20 protein-coding genes are annotated in these 17,172 nt (G+C 53.4%); 5 read left to right on the top strand and 15 right to left on the bottom strand.

The genetic code is table 11. The annotated features are described in order from the left end of the window. Positions 1-25: 25 nt before the first annotated feature. The 7 genes from SD425_RS01385 to SD425_RS01355 form a co-directional block, all read right to left on the bottom strand. Positions 26-394 (bottom strand): hypothetical protein, encoded by a 369-nt coding sequence (locus SD425_RS01385; protein ID WP_324674637.1) that lies wholly within the window; start codon positions 392-394, stop codon positions 26-28. Between the two features lie 60 nt (positions 395-454). Continuing rightward, complete coding sequence (locus tag SD425_RS01380; protein ID WP_324674635.1) at positions 455-868, bottom strand: Imm50 family immunity protein; 414 nt, start codon at positions 866-868, stop codon at positions 455-457. Between the two features lie 91 nt (positions 869-959). Continuing rightward, the gene (gene carA, locus SD425_RS01375; protein WP_324674633.1) at positions 960-2,045 is read right to left on the bottom strand and encodes a glutamine-hydrolyzing carbamoyl-phosphate synthase small subunit; all 1,086 of its coding nucleotides are present in this window, start codon (positions 2,043-2,045) and stop codon (positions 960-962) included. Between the two features lie 118 nt (positions 2,046-2,163). Next, complete coding sequence (locus tag SD425_RS01370) at positions 2,164-3,312, bottom strand: aspartate aminotransferase family protein (RefSeq protein WP_324674631.1); 1,149 nt, start codon at positions 3,310-3,312, stop codon at positions 2,164-2,166. Next, positions 3,312-4,295, bottom strand: a complete 984-nt coding sequence (gene argC, locus SD425_RS01365) for an N-acetyl-gamma-glutamyl-phosphate reductase (RefSeq protein WP_324674629.1) — start codon at positions 4,293-4,295, stop codon at positions 3,312-3,314. Before argC ends, SD425_RS01370 begins: the two co-directional genes overlap by 1 nt. Continuing rightward, positions 4,282-5,469: an argininosuccinate synthase gene (gene argG / locus SD425_RS01360; protein ID WP_324674627.1), complete on the bottom strand. Its 1,188-nt coding sequence runs from the start codon at positions 5,467-5,469 to the stop codon at positions 4,282-4,284. Before argG ends, argC begins: the two co-directional genes overlap by 14 nt. Next, entirely contained in the window at positions 5,469-6,326 is an 858-nt protein-coding gene (locus tag SD425_RS01355; RefSeq protein ID WP_324674625.1) for a GNAT family N-acetyltransferase, read from the bottom strand. The genes argG and SD425_RS01355 overlap by 1 nt, the downstream gene beginning before the upstream one ends. A 554-nt stretch (positions 6,327-6,880) precedes the next feature. Between SD425_RS01355 and argB the strand changes: the two genes are divergently transcribed. Next, on the top strand, positions 6,881-7,663 hold the full coding sequence (argB, locus tag SD425_RS01350) for an acetylglutamate kinase (protein WP_324674623.1): 783 nt from the start codon (positions 6,881-6,883) through the stop codon (positions 7,661-7,663). After that, positions 7,651-8,718: a M20 family metallo-hydrolase gene (locus SD425_RS01345; RefSeq protein WP_324674621.1), complete on the top strand. Its 1,068-nt coding sequence runs from the start codon at positions 7,651-7,653 to the stop codon at positions 8,716-8,718. Before argB ends, SD425_RS01345 begins: the two co-directional genes overlap by 13 nt. A gap of 252 nt (positions 8,719-8,970) precedes the next feature. Here the strand turns inward: SD425_RS01345 and SD425_RS01340 are convergent, their stop codons facing one another. Further along, positions 8,971-9,435: a VOC family protein gene (locus SD425_RS01340; RefSeq protein ID WP_324674619.1), complete on the bottom strand. Its 465-nt coding sequence runs from the start codon at positions 9,433-9,435 to the stop codon at positions 8,971-8,973. Positions 9,436-9,758: 323 nt separating this feature from the next. On the opposite strand from SD425_RS01340, the gene argH reads away from it, so the two are divergent. Continuing rightward, positions 9,759-11,063 (top strand): argininosuccinate lyase, encoded by a 1,305-nt coding sequence (gene argH, locus SD425_RS01335; RefSeq protein WP_324674617.1) that lies wholly within the window; start codon positions 9,759-9,761, stop codon positions 11,061-11,063. Here argH and SD425_RS29960 read toward each other — a convergent pair whose 3' ends face one another. The 6 genes from SD425_RS29960 to SD425_RS01310 all read right to left on the bottom strand — a co-directional run bounded on the left by SD425_RS29960 (position 11,064) and on the right by SD425_RS01310 (position 14,517). Then, on the bottom strand, positions 11,064-11,219 hold the full coding sequence (locus SD425_RS29960) for a hypothetical protein (RefSeq protein WP_416381033.1): 156 nt from the start codon (positions 11,217-11,219) through the stop codon (positions 11,064-11,066). It abuts the gene before it with no gap. Between the two features lie 329 nt (positions 11,220-11,548). After that, positions 11,549-12,241, bottom strand: a complete 693-nt coding sequence (locus SD425_RS01330; RefSeq protein WP_324674615.1) for an energy transducer TonB — start codon at positions 12,239-12,241, stop codon at positions 11,549-11,551. Between the two features lie 201 nt (positions 12,242-12,442). Continuing rightward, positions 12,443-12,733 (bottom strand): hypothetical protein, encoded by a 291-nt coding sequence (locus SD425_RS01325; RefSeq protein ID WP_324674613.1) that lies wholly within the window; start codon positions 12,731-12,733, stop codon positions 12,443-12,445. A 242-nt stretch (positions 12,734-12,975) separates the two neighbouring features. Then, positions 12,976-13,179 (bottom strand): hypothetical protein, encoded by a 204-nt coding sequence (locus SD425_RS01320; protein ID WP_324674611.1) that lies wholly within the window; start codon positions 13,177-13,179, stop codon positions 12,976-12,978. Positions 13,180-13,193: 14 nt separating this feature from the next. Further along, complete coding sequence (locus tag SD425_RS01315) at positions 13,194-13,676, bottom strand: hypothetical protein (RefSeq protein ID WP_324674607.1); 483 nt, start codon at positions 13,674-13,676, stop codon at positions 13,194-13,196. 76 nt (positions 13,677-13,752) lie between these two features. Further along, positions 13,753-14,517 carry a WG repeat-containing protein gene (locus tag SD425_RS01310; protein WP_324674605.1) on the bottom strand — a complete coding sequence of 255 codons (765 nt, stop codon included), beginning with the start codon at positions 14,515-14,517 and terminating at the stop codon, positions 13,753-13,755. Between the two features lie 225 nt (positions 14,518-14,742). Here SD425_RS01310 and SD425_RS01305 point away from each other — a divergent pair, with 225 nt between their 5' ends. Both SD425_RS01305 and SD425_RS01300 read left to right on the top strand, forming a co-directional pair. After that, positions 14,743-15,558, top strand: a complete 816-nt coding sequence (locus tag SD425_RS01305; RefSeq protein ID WP_324674603.1) for a phytanoyl-CoA dioxygenase family protein — start codon at positions 14,743-14,745, stop codon at positions 15,556-15,558. Positions 15,559-15,630: 72 nt separating this feature from the next. After that, a complete protein-coding gene (locus SD425_RS01300; RefSeq protein WP_324674601.1) occupies positions 15,631-16,416 on the top strand; it encodes an SDR family oxidoreductase in 786 nt (261 codons plus the stop codon). A 120-nt stretch (positions 16,417-16,536) separates the two neighbouring features. Here the strand turns inward: SD425_RS01300 and SD425_RS01295 are convergent, their stop codons facing one another. Beyond that, positions 16,537-17,070 (bottom strand): phosphatase PAP2-related protein, encoded by a 534-nt coding sequence (locus SD425_RS01295; protein ID WP_324674599.1) that lies wholly within the window; start codon positions 17,068-17,070, stop codon positions 16,537-16,539. Positions 17,071-17,172 lie beyond the last annotated feature (102 nt).

Raw genomic sequence — 17,172 nt, 5'->3', positions numbered from 1 at the left:
TGCGTACGTGAACAGGTAAAGTTTTCTATGGGGTAAAGAGGGTATCGCTTTTCACCATCTTCCATTTGCCAGACGGCTGTTTGGCCATCCAGAGTTTGATCGTTGCATCAGACCGCTCGCCTTCCAAGAGAAATCGAAGGACGAGCGAATCTTTTTTGGCGCTAAGGTTCTCCACCTTGAAATTCCGGGCCGTAATCTTTCCCGTGTGGCTGGTTATCCTAGGCGAAACTCTGGCCGAACTCATAGCAGCGGTAACTAAATCAGCTGGCTCACCTAGCACCGCTTTCATGAGCGTCTGTTGACCCATGTTCTTGACGAAGTAGAATGTCGCAAAAGCCAGAGCGCCTAGTAATAGCACCCACCAGTTTTGCAGACCTCTACTTTTTGCTGGCATAAGAACACTGCGTTGGAGTGGCCAAAGTTAGTACGTCATGCTGAGCTTGCCGAAGCATCATTACTGCTTTGTTGGAGTTAAGCTTAACACTAATGCTTCTTCAGCAACTATAACTGCGTCCATTCCAACAGAAGAATCGAATGTGCATTTGATGTTGCTTCCGCTTTCTTCAAGTGTCAAACCGAAAATGACGTTTTGATGACCGAAATCGTTAAACTCTATTTCCTGTATACCAGTGAATTGAAGTTTAATATCACAGTGCTTTGCCAACTTGTAATAGCCTCTTTCATCAATGCCTTTTGTTATTTCGAAAGCGGCTATCACAAACATGACCGAAGCCCGATAACCAGGGTGAGCCTCGAAGATTACTTTGACGATTTCAGCATCGTGGAAATCCGGCCAATAACCAAAATGCTCACGCACAATGCCGGCGTTGACTATTTGGCTGACTACGGGGTTTTCTGATTCGGCCATATCCCCAAGTATGTTGCAGGAAGCCAGACTAAGCAGTAGAGATGCTTCGACAAGCTCAGCATGACGTTCAGGACTGCTGACGTACCAGAACCTAGCTGCCTTGCTCCGCTTTATGCTTCTCTACCAAATCCAAGAACTGGTCGAACAGGAACTCCGTGTCCTCGGGGCCGCCAGCGGCTTCGGGGTGGAACTGCACGGAGAAGAACGGCTTCGACTTGTGCTTGATGCCTTCGCAGGTGCCATCGTTCAGGTTCTCGAACAGCATTTCCCACTCTTCCGGCAAGCCCTTGGTATCTAGCGCGAAACCGTGGTTTTGCGAGGTGATATAGCACTGCTTCGTGCCTGAGAGCAATACCGGCTGGTTGTGGCTGCGGTGACCGTACTTTAGCTTGAAAGTGTCGCCACCGGCTGCTAGGCCCATGAGTTGGTTACCTAGGCAGATACCGAAGATCGGCTTCTCCGTACCGTACGCCGTTTTCAGGTGGCCAATGGTGGGCTCGCAGGTTTTTGGGTCGCCGGGGCCGTTCGAGAGGAACAGGCCGTCGTAGTCGATGGTGTTGAAGTCGTAGTCCCACGGCACACGGATAAGCTCCACGTCGCGCTTGAGCAAGCAACGGATGATGTTCGACTTCGTGCCGCAGTCCACGAGCACGATTTTGTGCTTGCCGGTGCCATAGCGCTGCACTTCGGGGATGCTCACGGCGTCTACCAAGTTGTCTTGGTTGGGGTCGTGCATCTCAATGTCATCGGCGGCTACAATTTTGCCGAGCATGGCGCCTTTCTCGCGCAGCTTCTTGGTCAGCAGGCGCGTGTCGACGTCGTAGATGCCGGGGATGTTGTACTCGGCCAGCCAGTCACCTAGGCTCTTGGCGGAGTTCCAGTGGCTGTGCTCCTCGGAGTAGTAATTGATTACCAGGCCGCTGATATGAATCTTATCCGATTCAAACACCTTCGACACATACTCGTACAGTTCTTCCCCAGGCACGCCGTAGTTGCCTACCATGGGGTAGGTCAGCACTAGGATCTGGCCCTTAAAGGAAGGATCTGTGAGGTTTTCGGGGTAGCCGGTCATGGCCGTGCTAAATACCACTTCGCCCGCGGCCGAGGTGAAAGCCCCAAAGGATTTACCCTGGATTTCGGTGCCGTCTTCCAGCACTAGCTTCACTTGCTTAGTCAATGTTATATTGGCTGAATTGGGGAGGTTCCCCGTGGTCGTTGCTTGCAAAAATTAGCGCCACAAAGCTAGGGCATAAAACAATAACTCCCTTCCTCGGAGAAGGAAGGGAGTTATTGTTTTATGCTGTTTTGGCTTCTGCTTTTGTGGCAATTAAAGCGTAAAGCGCTTGCAAAAACTGATCAACTTCTTCCTGCTTAATGTTGAGTGGCGGCAGCAAACGCAACACGCCCGGATCGGAAGCATTGCCCACAAAGATGCGGTGCTCCGTTAGTAATTGGTCGCGCACGTTCTTGATAGGGAAGTCATACTTCAACCCGACCATCAGGCCGCGGCCGCGTACTTCCTGCGCCTCGCCATTGGCGAGTAGTTCCTGCTTCAGGTACTCGCCCACCTGGCGAGCGTGCTCCAGTAGGTTTTCTTGCTCAATCACTTCAAGCACGGCCAGCGCAGCCGCACAAGCTAGGTGGTTGCCGCCAAAGGTAGTACCGAGTAAACCGTAAGAGGCCTTGAACTCCGGCGAAATCAGGATACCGCCGATGGGGAAGCCATTGCCCATACCCTTTGCCACCGAGATGATGCCCGGCTTGATGCCCGCATGCTGGTGCGCGAAGAATTTGCCACTACGGCCGTAACCGCACTGCACTTCATCGGCAATCAGCACCACGCCATTAGCACGGCACAGCTCATCCAGCCCTTGTAAGAACTCATCCGACGGCATGATGATGCCGCCCACGCCTTGAATCGGCTCGATGATAACGGCGCACGTTGGCTTCTCCTGCATCACACGCTCCACTTCAGCCAAATCATACGGCAAGAAGGAAATAGAGTGGTTGGCGTTGAACGGGGCGACGATCTTCGGATTGTCGGTAGCGGCTACCGCGCCGGAAGTGCGGCCGTGGAAGGAGCCTTTGAACGCAATAACGTGGCTCTTGCCCGTGTGGAACGAAGCTAGCTTCAGTGCATTCTCGTTAGCCTCAGCGCCGGAGTTACACAGGAACAGCGTGTAGTCGGGGTAGCCCGACACCTCGCCTAGCTTCTGCGCCAACTCGCGCTGAATCGGGATGTGCACCGAGTTAGAGTAGAAGCCGATTTTCTTCACCTGCTCCGTAATGCGCTGCACGTAGTGCGGGTGGCTGTGCCCGATGGAAATCACGGCATGGCCGCCGTAGAAATCCAGGTACTGCTGACCTTTATCATCCCACAATTGCGCACCTAGGGCCCGCACCGGGGTGATGTCGTTAAGCGGATAAACGTTGAAAAGCTCCATTACCAAAGCACGGCTTTAAGGTGAAGTCCTTCCTGCTCGGGGCGGCCGAACAGCAGGTTCATGTTTTGAATGGCTTGGCCTGAGGCCCCCTTTACCAAGTTATCGATGGCCGACGTGATAAGCACCTGCGAGCCAAATTTTTGCACGTGCAACAGGCACTTGTTGGTGTTCACCACTTGCTTCAAGTGTATCTCCTTGTCCGACACCGTCGTGAATGGCGCATCGGCGTAGTAGTCTTTGTACAGCTGCCGAGCTTCGTCTTGGGTCAGGTCGGCCTTGGTGTATACCGAGGCGAAGATACCGCGAGTGAAATTTCCGCGGTACGGGATGAAGTTCACCTCAATATCGGAGCTAGGGTGCAGCTGTTCAAGGCTTTCCCTTATTTCGCCCAAGTGCTGGTGCTTGAAGGGCTTATAGATGGAGATGTTGTTCGTACGCCACGTAAAACCCGTCGTTTCCGTCAGCTCCCGACCAGCGCCGGTCGAGCCGGTAATGGCCGAGATGTGCACGTCATTCGTGAGCTTGCCAGCGGCCGCGAGGGGCAGCAAGGCTAGCTGAATGGCTGAGGCAAAGCAACCGGGGTTGGCGATGTTCTGCGCCTGCTGGATTTCTGCTTTGTTCAGCTCCGGCAAACCGTACACGAACGCTCGGCCGCCGAACTGCTTGTCGACATTTAGGCGGAAGTCGTTGCTCAGATCAATGACTTTGGCTGACTCCGGCAAGCTGGTTTTCTCCAGGAAAGCCTTCGAGTTGCCGTGGCCTAGGCAGAGGAACACCACATCTTCCGCGCCGCTTAGCTCCGAGCTGAAAGCTAGGTCTGTTTCGCCCACTAGATCGTCGTGCACCTGGAACACCGGATTGCCGGCGTTCGAGGTGCTAATGATAGAGGTGATTTCAGCGCTCGGATGATGCAGCAAGATGCGGATCAGCTCGCCGGCTGTGTAGCCCGCGCCGCCGACAATACCGACCTTAATTCTGTCCATCGAAGCTGCCGTGAATCCGAAGTTGGTTGCTGAAAATCTTGATGAAGCCTTTGGCGTCGCGTGAATCCCAGGCGTTGTTCTCTTCGCCATAGGTAGCCACTTTCGACTGCATCATGTCGTAGGGCGACGAAACACCTTGTAGCTCAAAACGGTAAGGCTTCAACGTCACGTACACCGTACCCGACACACGCTCCTGCGACGACGCTAGGAAAGCTTCCATGTCGCGCATCACCGGGTCGAGGTATTGTGCTTCATGCAGCAGCGTGCCATACCAGTTGGCGATGTAATCTTTGTGTAGCAACTGCCAGCGCGAGCTGGTGTGCTTCTCCAGCAAGTGGTGCCCTTTGATCAGGATCAGCGCCGCTGGAGCCTCGAAGCCCACGCGGCCTTTGATACCTAGGATGGTGTCGCCCACGTGCGTGTCTCGGCCGATGGCGTACTTGCCTGCTAGGTCGTTCAGCGCCTGGATTAGGGCTACGGGGTTCATCTGCTCGCCGCTAAGCGCTACCGGCTCACCTTTCTCGAAGGTGATTTCGATGTCGCGCGGCTCCGATTCGCTTAGCTGAGTTGGCCAAGCGGTTTCGGGCAGACCTTTGTTCGAGGTCAGCGTTTCCACGCCACCTACGCTGGTGCCCCAAATACCCTTGTTGATGGAGTACTTGGCTTTTTCCCAGCTCATCTCTACGCCGTTCTGTTGCAAGTATTCAATCTCGGCTTGGCGCGAAAGGCTCAGGTCGCGGATGGGCGTGATGATTTCGGTGTTGGGCGAAATAACGGAGAAAGCCACGTCGAAACGCACTTGGTCGTTGCCAGCGCCGGTGCTGCCGTGGGCGATGTAGTCGGCGTTGTTTTCGCGAGCGTACTCGGCCAACGCCAGTGACTGGAACATGCGCTCCGCACTGACACTCAGCGGGTACGTGTCATTCTTCAGAACATTCCCTGCTAACAGGTAGCGTAAGCACTCTTTGTAGAAGCGCTCGGTTACGTCGATTACTTCATGTCGTGTCGAGCCTAGCTCGTACGCACGTTTTTCAATAGCAGCTAGCTCTTCTTCCGAAAAGCCGCCCGAGTTGACGATAACCGTATGGACTTCCAGGCCCAGTTCTTTCGTCAGATACACGACACAATAGGATGTATCCAATCCGCCACTATAGGCGAGAACTACCTTTTTCATTAGTGCTTTTGGGGTTCTTCGATGAAATTGATGGTTGCTTGTGGTTTCTGCGCGTACTTGTCGTTCAGGTTGTCATACACCATGCCGGTGCACAGGCACATTTTGCGCTCATTTTCTTGCAGAATGTGATAGTTCTTGCAGCTCATGCAGCCTTTCCAGAAGTCGTCGCTCTGCGTCAGCTCCGGGAAGGTCACGGGACGGTAGCCTAGCTCCGAGTTGATCTTCATCACGGCGGCGCTGGTCGTGATACCGAAGATCTTGGCGGCTGGGTATTTGGTGCGAGAAAGCTTGAACACCTCGTTTTTGATGGCGCGGCCTAGGCCTTCCTTGCGTACTTCGGTGCTCACGATAAGACCCGAGTTGACAACAAACTTGTTGTCCTCGAACGTCTCGATATAGCAAAAGCCCGCTAGCTCATCATCGACGAAAGCAATGACGGCGTCGCCGTTCTGAATCTTTTTGATTAGATAGTTTGGGTCGCGCTTGGCGATACCCGTACCACGTGCTTTGGCTGATTCAACATACCATTGGCACAAGGTTTCGACATATTGAATGTCGGCGAAAGTGGCGACACGTAGGGTCATGGGGACGGCAATAGGAATGCCTACCGGGTAGGCAGTTGTCTCGAAAAGCAAGGAAATTGCGGGAAAGGTGAGCCGCTTCTCTCGAAGCATGTGCGGCAGCCGGGGCGAGGCGAGTGGCCTAAGGTCCGGCAGAGGCTTAAATCCGGCTAAAAAATGGCCGGGCCGGCTAGGCACCAGTGCCATTACCAGCAGATTTACAGCGTCTACACCCGTCGTCGAGTCATTGTCCGTTTGGATCTTTGGCGCAGCGACTGACCAATACGGACAGTCCACATGCGGATATTTTTTGCAAACATAGAAACCTTGAGGGATATTGCAAGCTTCCGTGAGGGGCAAGATACGTGCCGAGACTATTCAACCAACTGATTTTCAACAGGGTGGTTAGTCGAAAAAGTCTTATTCGTCACGATTTGGTAACTGCGGCGCCGTTTGCGTCGGGTGGAGAAACGTCGCTACCCCTCAGCTTTACGTGGCGTATGATGCAGTGTTGCTTCCGCCGCTGGTACTCAGCCTGGTGTACCTTGATTTTGCACGTCTCAATTGCGTGCAAATCGTTGTCCAAACTGTCGTACGAGCGTCTTTGTGCGGGTGCCTACATTATTCGGGTTTGATCTTATGATAGGTATAAGACCTTTGCACTATCCAAACACATTCTGGCAGCTACAGTTCATTTGTGAACTGAATTTTGAGCGTAGAGACGCAATATTTTGCGTCTCTTTGTTGAACGACTCAAGGCTGAACAACACAGGTGGCAGCATAAACACTATCAGCAACGAGCGAGACTCCAACTATTGCGTCTCTACGCGACCGACGCTTATAAATAGCTAATGAAAGAACTTCTGAAAGTATTCAAGATTGGCGGCGGCATCATTGACGACAGCACGCAGCTAGGTCAGTTTGTAACAGAGCTTTCGAAAATAGCAGGCAAAAAGATCTTGGTACACGGCGGCGGCAAAGGCGCCAGCGACATGCTACAAGCCCTTGGCATCGAACCCCGTATGATCAACGGCCGCCGCATCACCGACGCTGCCACCCTCGACATTGTGACGATGTTTTACGCCGGCAAGACGAACAAGCAAATCGTGGCCTTGCTGCAACAGCAGCAGGTAAATGCCATAGGTCTGTCGGGTGCTGATGGCAACGTGATCCGGGCCACCAAGCGCCCGGTGCGGGAAGTAGACTACGGCTTCGTCGGCGACCTGAACGACCAAAGCGTTGACGCGGAGCTGATACACAAGCTGCTACAACAAGACCTTACGCCGGTCTTCTGTGCCATCACTCACGATGGCCAAGGCCAGCTGCTCAACACCAATGCCGACACCATCGCTAGCTCAGTGGCGAAGGCACTGGCTTCCTTGTACGAAGTGGAGCTGCATTTCTGCTTTGAGAAGAACGGCGTACTGGCTGATGTGCAGGACGATCAATCGGTGATACCGCAGATTACGCCCACACAGTACCAAGAGTTGAAGGCCAACGGCGTTATTGCCGCCGGTATGTTGCCGAAGATGGAAAATGCTTTTGCCGCGCTGGAAGCCGGCGTGGAGCGCGTGGTGATTGAGCACGCCATGAAGATTAACGAGCCTATCAAAACGGTGCTATGTCGGAGCTAGCCTCGCAGCTTTCGGAAGAGGCTATTCAGCTTCTCATTCAGCTGATTAAAACCCAATCTTTTTCCCGAGAGGAAGACCAAACAGCGGCGCTGCTCTACGACTTTCTACAAAGTCACCAAGCTACTGTATTCCGTGACGCGAACAACGTGTGGGCGCTGTCGAAGAATTGGGTCGAAGGTCGCCCGACCATCCTGCTCAACTCCCACCACGATACCGTGAAGCCGGGAGCTAGCTGGACGTATAACCCATTCGGTGCTACCGTGGAAGGCGACAAGCTCACCGGCCTAGGCAGCAACGACGCGGGAGCTTCGGCGGTGAGCCTATTGGCTACGTTCCTGTATTTTGAACAGCATCCGCAAGCCTTCAACCTGATCTGCGCCATTACAGCGGAAGAAGAAGTTTCGGGCGTGAATGGCATTCGCCGCCTGCTGCCGTTGCTACCTCAAATTGACCTAGGTATCGTGGGTGAGCCGACGCAGATGGACCTAGCTATTGCCGAAAAAGGCTTAGTGGTGCTCGATTGCGTGGCGCACGGCAAGACTGGCCACGCCGCCCGCAACGAAGGCGAAAATGCTTTGTATAAAGCAGTTGCTGATATTCACTGGTTTCAGAGCTACCAGTTTCGGGAAGTCTCACCCATGCTAGGTCCGGTGAAGATGACTGTGACGCAGATTCAGGCCGGCACCCAGCACAATGTGGTGCCTGACCGCTGCCAGTTCGTAGTAGATGTGCGCACCAACGAGTTCTATTCGAATGAAGAAGTGGTACAACTCGTACGCGAAAACGTGCAGTCGGACGTAACGCCCCGTTCGACGCACTTGAACTCGTCGCACATTGCGCTGGAGCACCCGTTGGTGCAGAAGGGTGTGCAGCTAGGTAAAAAGACGTTCGGCTCGGCTACGCTTTCGGATCAATCCATGATGAGCTTCCCGACAGTAAAAATTGGCCCTGGCGACTCGGCCCGTTCGCACACGCCAGATGAGTACATCTACCTCAGTGAGATTCGCGGCGGCATCAACGACTACATCAAGTTGTTGGATGGACTAGCATTGTAGCGGCATGTATTAGAAATCATGTGTCATGCGGTGCGAGCTGGAGCTTCGCTACTCAATGTAGAGACACATACTTGTGTCTTTTCGCGTTGCTGATGTTGTTTACCTAGGTCGTTCCAGCGTCAGTCGTTCAACGAAGAGACGCAAGTATGCGCCTCTACATGGTTCTAGTTCTGTGACAGAGACGCTTCGGCCAGCTCAGCATGACGTTTTGGATGTATTTGCACGGATTCTTAGCCAGCTTTTATAGCGAACCTAGGCTTGCTCTAAAGTGGCAATGTCAATTTTGTGCATTTGCATCATAGCGGCCATTTTGCGTTGTGACTGAGCCGGATCGGCGCCGGATAATAGTTGTCCCATGTTGCCCGGAACAATCTGCCACGACACTCCAAACGGGTCTTTCAGCCAGCCGCATTGGCCTGGCGCACCACCATTGGCAGTGAGCTTATCCCATAGCTCGTCAATCTCAGCTTGATCGGCGCAGCTAACAGCCAATGAAATACCTTCTGAGAAGGTAAAATGCGGCCCGCCATTCAGCGCTACGTATTTTTGTCCAGCCAATTCAAATTCAACGGTCATCACCTTCCCGGCTAGTTGAGGCACTGCTTTCGCGTAATTCGTCACCTTTGTGATGCGTGAATCTTTGAAAGTACTAGTGTACAACGTTGCGGCTTCTTCAGCCTTATCATTGAAAGTCAAAAAGGTGGTTATCTTTTGCATGGTACTAGCGCTTGATTAGGAATAAAACAAAGCTACTCCGCCAACTCATCTATCAAGCGGGTAAAGACGACAAAAGAAGGGGTCGATTGCGGCAGGCTAGCCGCCGTAGCGCGGGCCGGAGAATGCGTTAGCCAAGCTTCCACTTCGTGACTCATCGAACAACTTGTAGCGCGAAGCTCCGCTTCGAGTATCGTTGAATGGCGTGTCTGCATAACCTAGGTTCGTAGCAACGAATGTCGTTCAACGAGGCGCGAAGCTGGAGCTTCGCGCTACATTTGTGCAACGATGCGCAATTCCTGAACCTTGCGCGACATTCTATAGATATGAAAATCTGGGAGAAAGGTATTGCCGTCGATGAGAAAATTGAACAGTTCACCGTTGGCAAAGACCGGGAGCTAGACCTGTACCTAGCGAAGTTCGACGTTCTAGCCTCGAAAGCGCAGGCCAAGATGCTGGCGCAAGTCGGTCTGCTTTCCGAAGAAGAAAACCAGCAGCTCCAGAAAGGTCTAGGTGAGCTAGAAGCGCAGATAGCCGACGGCAGCTTCACTATTGAAGACAGCTTCGAGGATGTGCACTCCAAGATTGAGTACTACCTGACCGAAAAGTTTGGCGACGCGGGTAAGAAAATCCACACGGCCCGCTCACGCAACGACCAGGTGCTCACGGCTATCCAGCTCTTCCTAAAAGACTACACTGAGCAAACCGCCGCCCAGATCATGGCGCTCGTGGAGGTGTTGCTGCAAAAAGCAGAAGCCCACAAAGCCGATTTGATGCCCGGCTACACGCACTTCCAAGCCGCCATGCCGAGCAGCTTCGGACTATGGTTTTCGGCTTACGCTGAGCACTTGCTGCTGGATATTGCCCTGTTCGAAGCCGCCCACACCGTCGCTGACCAAAACCCTCTAGGCTCCGGCGCGGGCTTCGGTAGCAGTTTCCCCATCGACCGGAAGCTGACGACCCAGGAAATGCACTTCGGCAACCTAGCCGTGAGTTCGGTGGGTGCTCAGATGCTGCGCGGCAAGACGGAAAAAACGGTGGCCTTCGCCATTGCCGGCATTGCGGGCACCCTCTCGAAGCTAGCCTACGACCTGGTGCTCTACAACAGCCAAGACCTAGCTTTCGTGGAGCTACCGGCAGCCTTCACCACGGGTTCCAGCATCATGCCCCATAAGAAGAACCCGGATGTATTCGAGCTGATCCGCGGCCGGTGCAATACGCTCCAGGCGCTGCCCAACACCATCATTCTAGCTACTAATAACTTACCCAGTGGCTACCACCGCGACTTTCAGCTGCTCAAGGAAATCCTCTTCGAGCCCATGATGCAGTTCCGCGACATTCTGGACATGCTGCTCTTCGCGCTGCCGGAGCTGAAGATCAAGCCAAACCTAGTGGAACAGGATAAGTACGATGGCATCTTCTCGGTGGAGAATATCAACCAGCTCATCCAGTCGGGCACGCCGTTCCGCGAGGCGTATCAGCAGGTGGGCCGAGCTGTAAACGATGGCAGCTACGTGCCTCACAAAGACTTCCACACCACGCACCTAGGCAGCGTGCACAACCTAGGTCTGGAGGAAATTCAAGCGAAGGTGGCAAAGGTGCGGGAAGGGAGTAAGGTGCTGGGTAAGTAACTATTTGCTTACAGTTTGCTTCAAGCTGAAAACGATAGGCACAGTGTAAAGTACGTCACTCTGGGTAGACGTAAAGTCACCAAGTGATTGTACTACACGCAAGGCTTCGGCATCAAAACTAGGCTCTAACCCTTGCGTAATCTTTGGGTTACGCACTTTACCTGTTCTGTCGACAATGAACGATACCAACACTTTCCCTTAAACAGCTTTGTTCTCAGGGTAGTGAAGATTCTTCTTTATGAATCTGATTAATCCGGCCGCTCCTCCTTTTTTGTAAGTAGGTAGATGACCGCATATAGGATAGAATTCCTTCTCAGGTTTAGTAGCCAAGCCTGCAGTATCTATAAAAGGCCTCTATGAAGCATTGATTCGAATAGGAACAAACTCTACATGGGAAGCCTTGCTCTTTACACGTATTTGCGCCCATATCTTGCTGCTCGTTAGGCAGAGGCAGCATATCCATGCTAGCATCACTACAAAGCGCTTCATGGCTTGTTCGGCTTCAATTCTTTCGGAGAGAAAGTGACAGGCACGGTGAAGCTAACGTCTACTGGCCTGTTACTCTGTACTCCTGGCGTCCACTTACCGAGCAAACGTATGACACGCATAGCTTCCGCATCGAACGGCTCGCCTAAACCTTTCATGATTTTGACATTGCTGACGTCACCGGTTTTAGTAACAGTAAAATTGATAAATACTCTACCACTGCTAGTTTGTCCTTTGGGATAACGCAGGTTTCTATCAATAGAACGAAGTACTCCATCCGGTCCGCCGTCTTTATAGAAGGGCATTTGCTCAACCTGATCATAAATCTTTCCTATATCCTCTGACGAGTTCTGCCGAGCACCTTTGACTGGTGGAGCATTCTTCACCTGTGCCCAAGCCTCTTGGCTCGTCAGACCTAGCCCGCACACCAGCACCAACGCCACCAGAAACCGCTGCAGTTTCGGGCGTAGCTGCGGCCTAGGAGCTAGCTGCGCCGGGCGGAAGCGGCCACACAGGCGCCCATCCGGTGAGTTGGCGCGGGCTTGAGCTAGGTCATCGGCGGAGGCGATGGTGAAGTCGTGCACCACCCGGTCGCAGTGGGCACAGTGGCGACCTTGAGCGGTAGGCGTCATCTGCTGCCAGTCGGCGTCGCAGGGTTGGAGGCGGACATTGATGATAGGCAGCGGGAGCATGTTACAAACGATGTCTGGCCTACTTACTACGAACGAGCGGAACCGTAAACGAGACGTTTGCTGGTCTCCCGCCCTGTTGGCCAGGCACAAAATTCATGTCCTTCAGTAGGTGTCCTACTTCTTGATACGTGCTGGCTGGGATGCTTATGCCGCTAGGTACGGTAATCAATTTGGCTTGCGTTGGTTTGCCAGTTTTATCCACTACAAACTCCATAAAAAGTCCCTTTGCACCAGGTGGTAGCGTTGGTCGGTTCTTCTTGATGAATGCCGATAAACCTTCGTTTCCTCCGTTTTAAAAAATGGCATACGCTCCACGTAGGTGTACACCTTCTCATAGTTAGGAAGCAAGCGAAAAGGTGATTCCCCATCCTGCGCAGGGTGAGTCTGTGCTCGTACGCTGTAGCTGAGCAAACCTAGCCCACCACTTAGTAGCAGGATGGTCAGAAAACGGTCGAAGTGCCAACAAGGAATAACGAGATAGAAGTAGCGCATAGTCAATTGGTTTCAGGATCAAACACGAACATCAAACGCTTTCCATTCAGAAAACGGTATAATCTACTCTGCTTCTCAGAATCTGCCAGCTAATCCTTCAAATACTCTTCCCTGCGCATCGCTGTAGCCGACTCCTCCAACATCGGTGACTACGCGCATGAAACCTTTTTGAAAAGGCTGGGCGGCCCGGTACCTAGGCTTGACGAGCAAACACCCATCGGTATCTAGGTAGCTGAATTGACCTATCTGCTCGACGATGAGAAAGGCCGACTCAGCCGCAAACCAACACCATCAAAAACTGCCGGAGCTGCGGGGGCATCAGCGGAAGCGGTAGTAAAGTCGTGCACCCCCTGGTCGCAGTAGCGGCCCTGGGCGGCAAGCCTCATCTGCTGCCAGTCGGCGTCGTAGGATATAAGATGCACATCAAGAATGAGGAGCGAAGGCATATCACCAACAACGTCTATTTACTACGAGCGAGCGGAATTGTAAATGGGAAGCTGACCGGCTTACCTTCCTGCTGAGCAGGCACAAAATCCATAGATTTCAGTATGTGCGCTACCTTCTGGTACGTGCTGGTCGGGATGCTTATGCCACCAGGAAGAGTATTCAATTTGGCCTGCTTTGACTTACCATTTTTGTCAACGACAAATGACATAAGCAATACCTTCGCACCAGGCGGTAACGGCACTTGGTTCGTCCTAATAAACGTAGACAGACCTATATTCCCGCCTTTTTTGAAAACCGGTATTCGTTCCATAGGGGAAAAGGCCTCGTTCGCGCCATAATTAGGCAACAAGCGGAATGGTGAGGTAGTATCTGTTGGAGTCTGAGTCTGCGCCCAGGTATTGCTGCTGAGCAAACCTAAACCAAATACAGCTACGAGAGTCGCAAGATCTTGGCGCCAAAGCCAAGTAGTGCGGAGGAACCTAGGTTGTGTAGTCATAATCGTTTCACAGTTAGTAATAAACACCAACTGTGAAACGATTAATACTGACTTATCGATACGGAATACGTCAGCTTTATTCCTCGAAGTATTCTTCTCCTTTGGTGTCAATGAAGCCTGCTTGCCCTACTTCGGTCACGACCCGTGCCACGCCTCCTTGAAACGGTTCGGCGGCGCGGTATTTGGGCTTCACCAGCAGGTGACCATCGGCAGCTAGGTAGCCAAATCGCCCTTGCTGTTCCACAACTGGAAACTCACTTTCCACACTGGCCCGAATGGCATCGTACGCTACGGGCAGCACTCGTTTGCCTTTGCCATTGATAGCGCCCCACTTCTGCCCCTGCCGCACCACAAGTAGCCCGGTGATGGTTTCCTGAATTTCGTCGTACTCGGCGGGCACAATGGCGTCGCCGACGGTGAAGCGGTAGCCTAGCTTCCCATTTTGCCGGATGACGTGGCCTTGGCTCAGCACGTCGACTTCGGGCGCGGGTGCCGGCGGCGTATTCAACCGCTGACCGCTTGGATCGATGTCGAACGTTTCGGCGCCAAGCACGACTGTAGCACGCCCTTGCTGGAAATTGCTTGCTTTGGTAAAGTGCAGCGGCGTGACCAAGGTACCCGTAGCGTTGATGTAGCCAAACAACTCGCCCTGCCGCACCCAGGCCACGCCATCCGCGAAGGGACCGGCTTCATCGTACTGCAACGGCAGCACTAAGTGTTGGCGCTGATCAGCGTAGCCCCACTTAGCGCCGCGCCGAAATGGCACTAGAGTTGGGGGTGTATTTTGTAAATCGGTGGCTTCGCTGGCTAGCAGCAGCACTATTGAGAGAAAAAGCTTCATTATGTAGGTGTGTGAGTAGAGCAGAAATTGCTGGAAGATAATAGCACTTCACAAAACAGAAAAGGTGTCTTAACAGTTGATTCACGTTTTCTTCACAGGACTAGATCAATTTTTGCCGTTTGCAACACGCGGCTGAAGTCAGACAGTTTAACCTCAACTTATTTCAGACGGCCGCTCGTGTTGTATCTTTGCAGCTACCAGGCGCCGGTTTGTCGCCGCTTTCTTATGTCAGCAATACAAGACTATCCCCGCTTTGTCCTAGGTAATAGCCTCACGGCAGAGCAGTTGGCGTTTTTTAGAGAGAATGGCTTTCTTCATTTTCGACCCTTTATTTCTCGTGATAGAGTGCAGGAATTACTGCAAGCCTCGCAGCAGGTACAGCGGCAGTGGCTAGAGGAAGGCGTGAAGAAAGTGAACGGAGTACCGATTAAGTACGGCAAGGATGTAGACGGCTCGCCTATCGTGCAGCGGTTTGCCTTTGCTTCGCACTATAGTCCCGTTCTCCACGAGTTTTTGCAAGACCCGCGCTTTCAAGCTCTATTTCCGCTGCTTGAAACGCCGGGGGGCCGCGTAGGCGAAAACGAGAAGAACGGTTTAGTCATCAACCATTACGTCAACGTAACGGGTAGTGAGTTCTCGCAAATGGGCTGGCACACCGACTCGTTGCGCGACGTATTCTACGGCAAGCGCATTGCGCCCATGCTCAACGTGGGCGTGCACCTCGATGGCACCCCGGCTACTAACGGCGGCTTGCGCCTGCTCACGGGCACGCACCGCCAGGGCCTGCGCGACATGCTCTTCCGCAAGAAATACTACAAAGACGTAAGCTCCGACGACAACGAAGTGGCCGTGGAAACCGAGCCCGGCGACCTTACGGTGCACGATGGCCGGATGTGGCACCGCGTGGCCCAGTCGCCGCTAGTAGGGGAAGTTTCGCGTCGCCGCGTGATGTACATTCCGATCATTGCCGGCAAGTACGACCCCAAAGACGCCAACAGCGCCACGCCTTTCTACCTGCGCTTCCTGCACTTGGTCAAATAATTTTAGAGAAACTGAGGAGCGGAGAGACAATGTCCCTCCGCTCCTCAGTTTCTCAGCTATTCAGTTACGCCCTTGAAAACTGCCCTTGTTACTGGTGCTTCGCGTGGAATTGGCCGGGCGCTAGCCACGGAGCTCGCCCAGCGCGGCTACAACTTGCTACTGGTAGCCCGTTCGGCAGATGCCTTGGCGCAGCTAGCCACGGAGCTAAGCGCAGCTCACAAGGTGCAAGCGCAAGTGTTGGCTACCGACCTAGCTGCACCGGGTGCCGCTGGGCGCGTGGCTGAGTGGGCTAACGTCCAAGCGCCCGATCTGGCGGTGTTGATCAACAATGCGGGATATGGCTTGTGGGGCCGCTTCGAGGATTTGTCCCTCGCAGATCAGCAGAATATGCTTCAGCTTAACATGATGGTTCCCGTCGAGCTGATGCACCATTTGTTACCGCTGTTGCGGCAGCAGCCGAAAGCATACGTTCTGAACGTAGCCAGCACGGCGGCCTACCAAGCCGTTCCGACTCTCTCGCTGTACGCAGCCAGCAAGGCGTTTTTACTCACTTTCAGCCGCGGTCTGCGCTATGAATTGCGTGGCACGTCGGTTTCGGTGACGTGCCTTAGCCCTGGGGCGACTAATACCGATTTCCCAAACCGCGCTGGCATGAACGCCGACTTGCAAGCCACGGCTAATAAGTTCGGGATGACGCCAGAAGACGTAGCCCGCATCGGTATCACGGCGATGCTAGCCGGCGAAGCAGAGATTATTCCGGGGGCGCTCAACAAGATTTCGGCGACTCTGACGAGCTTCGTGCCGAAGGCGGTGACGGAGAAAATTGCGGCTGGCCTCTACGAAAAGCATTTGAAGTAAAGGCACATAGTTGTGTCTTTGCGCGTTGCTGATGTTGTTTACCTAGGTTATTCTAGCGTAAATGTTGCAGCGCCATCGTTCAACGATAAGACACAAGTATGTGTCTCTACACACGTTCAGTTAAGCAGTGTAGCTCTTCCCACCCAACTTGCCAGCGAGCCAATAGCTCAGCCCTGCAAACACTGGTGCAGCTAGCACATCGGAGGTGTAATGCGCGTGCTGCACCAACACCAGAAAACCGACAGCAGCAGTGGCAACCAGCAACATACGCCGGAGCCACAGACTCTGCACGCCCAATGATAGGAGCATAAGGGTAGCTGTGTGGCCAGAGAAAAACAGATCTTTCGTAATAGGGTTAGTCGGATAAAACAACGTATCCACAATAGGGTCGTGCAGGAGCACAAGGCCTGTGGGAGGGTCGAGAGGCGCTAGCCAAAGCGTACCGATCCGAATCAGGTGCATGATGCAATAGGACCACAGCACCCGCACAAACGCCAGCGGCCGCTGCCCCAAATGAATCAGCGCCATCAGAATACTCAGGTAGATAATCGTGAAGGTTATCCAGGACGTGTCGAAGGCTGGCAGACGCGCCAGCAGCGGATCAGCGAGCACGCGTCCGTGTCTCGCCTCAATGAGAGCGAAGTAATGCGGCATTCCAAACGCCAAACAACCACCAAGCAACAGACCTAAGCCCAGCTGCCACCGAAAACTGAAATTTTTCCACGCCCACGCCCACGTTCTTGTGCCCCTATGCGG

This window comes from Hymenobacter sp. GOD-10R (genome assembly GCF_035609205.1).
In the GTDB taxonomy this organism is placed as follows: Bacteria; Bacteroidota; Bacteroidia; order Cytophagales; family Hymenobacteraceae; genus Hymenobacter.
The sequence above is the reverse complement of the archived record's forward strand: the minus strand, read 5'-3'. Positions and strand labels throughout refer to the sequence as shown.

Bases quoted from the DNA above. Each gene is read 5' to 3' on its own strand.
- SD425_RS01380 (WP_324674635.1), bottom strand. From the start codon at position 868: ATGGCCGAATCAGAAAACCCCGTAGTCAGCCAAATAGTCAACGCCGGC.
- argB (WP_324674623.1), top strand. From the start codon at position 6,881: ATGAAAGAACTTCTGAAAGTATTCAAGATTGGCGGCGGCATCATTGAC.
- argG (WP_324674627.1), bottom strand. From the start codon at position 5,469: ATGAAAAAGGTAGTTCTCGCCTATAGTGGCGGATTGGATACATCCTAT.
- SD425_RS01330 (WP_324674615.1), bottom strand. From the start codon at position 12,241: ATGCTCCCGCTGCCTATCATCAATGTCCGCCTCCAACCCTGCGACGCC.
- SD425_RS01310 (WP_324674605.1), bottom strand. From the start codon at position 14,517: ATGAAGCTTTTTCTCTCAATAGTGCTGCTGCTAGCCAGCGAAGCCACC.
- SD425_RS01325 (WP_324674613.1), bottom strand. From the start codon at position 12,733: ATGCGCTACTTCTATCTCGTTATTCCTTGTTGGCACTTCGACCGTTTT.
- argC (WP_324674629.1), bottom strand. From the start codon at position 4,295: ATGGACAGAATTAAGGTCGGTATTGTCGGCGGCGCGGGCTACACAGCC.
- SD425_RS01315 (WP_324674607.1), bottom strand. From the start codon at position 13,676: ATGACTACACAACCTAGGTTCCTCCGCACTACTTGGCTTTGGCGCCAA.
- SD425_RS01320 (WP_324674611.1), bottom strand. From the start codon at position 13,179: ATGCCTTCGCTCCTCATTCTTGATGTGCATCTTATATCCTACGACGCC.
- SD425_RS01345 (WP_324674621.1), top strand. From the start codon at position 7,651: ATGTCGGAGCTAGCCTCGCAGCTTTCGGAAGAGGCTATTCAGCTTCTC.
- SD425_RS01305 (WP_324674603.1), top strand. From the start codon at position 14,743: ATGTCAGCAATACAAGACTATCCCCGCTTTGTCCTAGGTAATAGCCTC.
- SD425_RS01295 (WP_324674599.1), bottom strand. From the start codon at position 17,070: ATGCCGCATTACTTCGCTCTCATTGAGGCGAGACACGGACGCGTGCTC.
- argH (WP_324674617.1), top strand. From the start codon at position 9,759: ATGAAAATCTGGGAGAAAGGTATTGCCGTCGATGAGAAAATTGAACAG.
- SD425_RS01370 (WP_324674631.1), bottom strand. From the start codon at position 3,312: ATGGAGCTTTTCAACGTTTATCCGCTTAACGACATCACCCCGGTGCGG.
- SD425_RS01340 (WP_324674619.1), bottom strand. From the start codon at position 9,435: ATGCAAAAGATAACCACCTTTTTGACTTTCAATGATAAGGCTGAAGAA.
- SD425_RS01385 (WP_324674637.1), bottom strand. From the start codon at position 394: ATGCCAGCAAAAAGTAGAGGTCTGCAAAACTGGTGGGTGCTATTACTA.